This window comes from Erythrobacter sp. (genome assembly GCF_023653175.1).
Classification (GTDB): domain Bacteria; phylum Pseudomonadota; class Alphaproteobacteria; order Sphingomonadales; family Sphingomonadaceae; genus Erythrobacter.
Map to the genome: position 1 here is coordinate 1 of NZ_JAMNXL010000267.1, position 3,359 is coordinate 3,359.

Genomic DNA, 3,359 nt, shown 5'->3' on the forward strand with positions numbered 1-3,359 from the left:
GAGGTCGATCTTGCTCAGCTGCGGCGGGCACGGCCGGGAGCGCGACAGCCAGCGCCGCCGCAAGCGCGGCCAGCGATCCGCCGGTTCTGGCGAAGGGGGCAAAAAGTGACTTCATGGGTAGTGCCTCCAGTATCGCCAGCCCACCACAGGCATGTTGTGATCATGTCGCATTAGACCCCGCAGACTGTCGCAGCGATGAACCGGCTCGCCGATGTTCAGAAAAATTGCGGCATGGCTGAACATTCCTCGGCGCCGCTTGACGCGCGCGCGGTTGCCGCCAAAGGCACGCGGCGATGTTCGAAACTCTCGATGCCTGCCTCGCCGATTGCCGCGACCGGCTGATTCGCGCGCCCCGCGACCGCAAGTCGCCGCTGCACACGCCGGTGATCGTCACCGCTGATGTCGATGCCCGGGTGATGGTGCTGCGCGCCTTCGATGCTTCCGCGTGGCGGCTGCGGCTCCACACCGATGCCCGCGCACCCAAGGCGGCTGCGCTCGCAGCCGACCCGCGCATCGCCATGCTGTTCTACGACAAGGGCGCCAAGATCCAGATCCGCGCGCGCGGGGTCGGCGAGATCCTCCGCACTGGCCCCGAGGTCGATGCGGCGTGGAACGCCAGCACCAACTTCGCGCGGCGCTGCTATCTGGGCGAGGGGCCGGGGGCGGGTTCGGACACGCCGACCTCGGGCCTGCCGCCGGAATTCGAAGGCGTCGAACCCGACGATGCGCAGCTTGTGCCCGCGCGGGAGAATTTTGCGCTGCTCAGGATCACGCTGAGGGCGCTCGACTGGCTCTACCTCGCCCACACCGGGCATGTGCGCGCGCAGTTCACGCGCGCGGAGGGGGACGGAGCAGCGGCGTGGGAGGGGCGCTGGGTCTCGCCCTGAGCGGATCAGGCCGCCGAGGCGGAGTGGCCCGCGACGGTCGCACTTGCGGGCGAGGGCGCGGGCGCAGGTAGGAGCATGATCTCCTCGATCTCGCTCGCCGGCACGACATGGTCGGCCCCCTTGGCAAGCGCTGCATCGAGCGCGCGGGCTGCGCGCCCGGCGATGCTCTCGTCGCCATCGCCGAAGCCTTCGGCGGCGACTCCGAAGCTCGCGGTGAGCCGCGCCTCGCTGCCGAACTGCGGCAGGCGCAGCTGGCCGAGCCGGCGGCGCAGGCGGTCTGCGATGCGCACCGCGGCGCGCTCGTCGGCGCCGGCAAGGGTGATGGTGAAGGCATCGCCTTCGCCGTGCGCCATGCGGTCCCCGCGGCGCAGACTGGCACGCATGACCGCAGCGACATGCTCGCGGACCTCGGCGCGGGTGTCGTTGTTCCAGACCGGCCCGAGCGCGTGAAGCTGGTCGATCCGCCCGTGCAGCACCGCCTGCGAGGCGGCGCGCATGGCGTTGCGGCGCGCGGCAAGATCGATCGCCTGCGACAAGACCTCGGGCTTGTGGAGCGAAACGAGCGGCCCCCCGGCAGCGCCGCTGCGCGGATCGAGCCGGCGGTTGGCGCGCAGTCGTCCGGCCCAGGCGCCAGCGGCGGCGCACCCGGCGCATAGCAATGCGGCCACCTCGAGTGGCACTTCGATTCCCGTCATCACGCCCCGCTGCCCTTTTGCGACCTGTTAGGTTTCTAGGGAGAGTGACGTATGCCCGATTAAATTTGCGTAAAGAGTCGCGCCTATCAGCCTGCCAAAAATAGCAAGTTTGCCGAAGCAGCGCGGGGCGCCCCGGGGCGGGTCGGGGTTAACCAAGCCTTCTGCTGAGACTACGGATTGGCTGCCATCCAGTCCCTGATCTGCTGCGAAGTGATGAGCACACTGGCCGAAAGACCAGCGCCATTGTCGGCGTGGTCGAGCAAGCGATGGGCCAGATCGTAGTCTTTCTTGAGCAGCAGCGCGAGAATGGCGTTGTAGCGCACTTGGCCGTCTCGCCGACCGAGTGTTTCGGCCTCGAAAAAATCGTCGAGTGTGAACTGCTCCGCAAAGACGCGGGCACGATCCAGCATCGAGCAGGCCTGCTCCAGCATTGGCCCGACGCCGCAGGTGGAATCCATCGGCTCGTCGATTATCGGCAAGGTGAGAAACAATGGTCCCCGAGCGAGGGTCGACAAGGGGTGCTTCCCGAGCGGCCTGCCATAAGCAACCCGCGCCATCAGGTCATCAATCGTGCGCGGCTTGATCTTGACCGTCAGGCTGGCGCGTTCCTCGTCGCGGTGGATGGCCGGGTCGACCATTACGAACCATGTGCTGACGACCGCGAAAGCTGTCGGCTTCAGGAACTTCCACTCGCGCGCTCGCGCTTCCGTCTTGAAGGCTGCCAGAAAGGCATCCTCCAGTTGCTTGCGCTCCCGCTGCTCCGCCCTATTCAGCCGCCGCAAGGCCAAGCCTCAGCGCGTAAGCTTCTTGTAAGCCACCCGCGTCGGCCGGTCGGCCGCATCGCCCAGACGGCGGCGCTTGTCTTCCTCGTAGGCTTCGAAGTTGCCTTCGAACCATTCGACATGGCTGTTGCCCTCGAAAGCGAGGATGTGGGTGGCGAGGCGGTCGAGGAAGAAGCGGTCGTGGCTGATGACCACGGCGCAGCCTGCGAAGTTCTCGATCGCGTCTTCCAGAGCGGCGAGGGTCTCGACGTCGAGATCGTTGGTCGGCTCGTCGAGCAGCAGCACGTTGCCGCCCTGCTTCAGCATCTTGGCCAGGTGCACGCGGTTGCGTTCACCGCCCGAAAGCTTGCCGACGTTCTTCTGCTGGTCGGCGCCCTTGAAGTTGAACGCGCCCACGTAGGCGCGGGTCGACATGTCCTGCCCGTTGACCTTCATGTAATCGAGCCCGTCGGAGATTTCCTCCCAGACGTTCTTCTTCGGGTCGAGGTGGTCTCGGCTCTGGTCCACGTAACCAAGGCGCACCGTCGAGCCGATCTCGACCGTGCCGCTGTCGGGCGTTTCCTTGCCGGTGAGGATCTTGAACAGCGTCGATTTGCCCGCGCCGTTCGGCCCGATGACACCGACGATCCCGCCCGGGGGCAGCATGAAGCTGAGGTTTTCGAACAACAGCTTGTCGCCGTAAGCCTTGGAGATGCCCTTGGCCTCGATCACCTTGCCGCCGAGGCGCTCGGGCACCTGGATGACGATCTGCGCCTTGCCGACTGCGCGGCTGTCCTGGCTGTTCTGGAGTTCCTCGAACTTGCGGATACGCGCCTTGGACTTGGTCTGGCGCGCGGCAGGCGTTTGCCGGATCCACTCGAGTTCGCGCTGGAGCGCCTTCTGCTTGCCGCTTTCCTCGCGGCTTTCCTGCTCGAGCCGCTTGGCCTTCTTCTCGAGATAGGTCGAATAGTTGCCCTCATAGGGGTAGTACGACCCGCGATCGAGTTCGAGGATCC

General features: G+C 66.3%; 4 protein-coding genes. 1 reads left to right on the forward strand and 3 read right to left on the reverse strand.

What is annotated here, in order from left to right; translation table 11 throughout:
* The first annotated feature begins 293 nt into the window (after positions 1-293).
* The gene (locus tag NBV68_RS18620; RefSeq protein WP_296312861.1) at positions 294-887 is read left to right on the forward strand and encodes a pyridoxamine 5'-phosphate oxidase family protein; all 594 of its coding nucleotides are present in this window, start codon (positions 294-296) and stop codon (positions 885-887) included.
* 5 nt (positions 888-892) lie between these two features.
* Here the strand turns inward: NBV68_RS18620 and NBV68_RS18625 are convergent, their stop codons facing one another.
* The 3 genes from NBV68_RS18625 to NBV68_RS18635 form a co-directional block, all read right to left on the reverse strand.
* On the reverse strand, positions 893-1,582 hold the full coding sequence (locus NBV68_RS18625; protein WP_296312862.1) for a GGDEF domain-containing protein: 690 nt from the start codon (positions 1,580-1,582) through the stop codon (positions 893-895).
* Positions 1,583-1,752: 170 nt separating this feature from the next.
* Positions 1,753-2,364: a hypothetical protein gene (locus tag NBV68_RS18630; protein ID WP_296312863.1), complete on the reverse strand. Its 612-nt coding sequence runs from the start codon at positions 2,362-2,364 to the stop codon at positions 1,753-1,755.
* A gap of 9 nt (positions 2,365-2,373) precedes the next feature.
* Positions 2,374-3,359 (reverse strand): ATP-binding cassette domain-containing protein (locus NBV68_RS18635; RefSeq protein WP_296312865.1); only part of this gene is annotated, 986 nt, incomplete at its 5' end.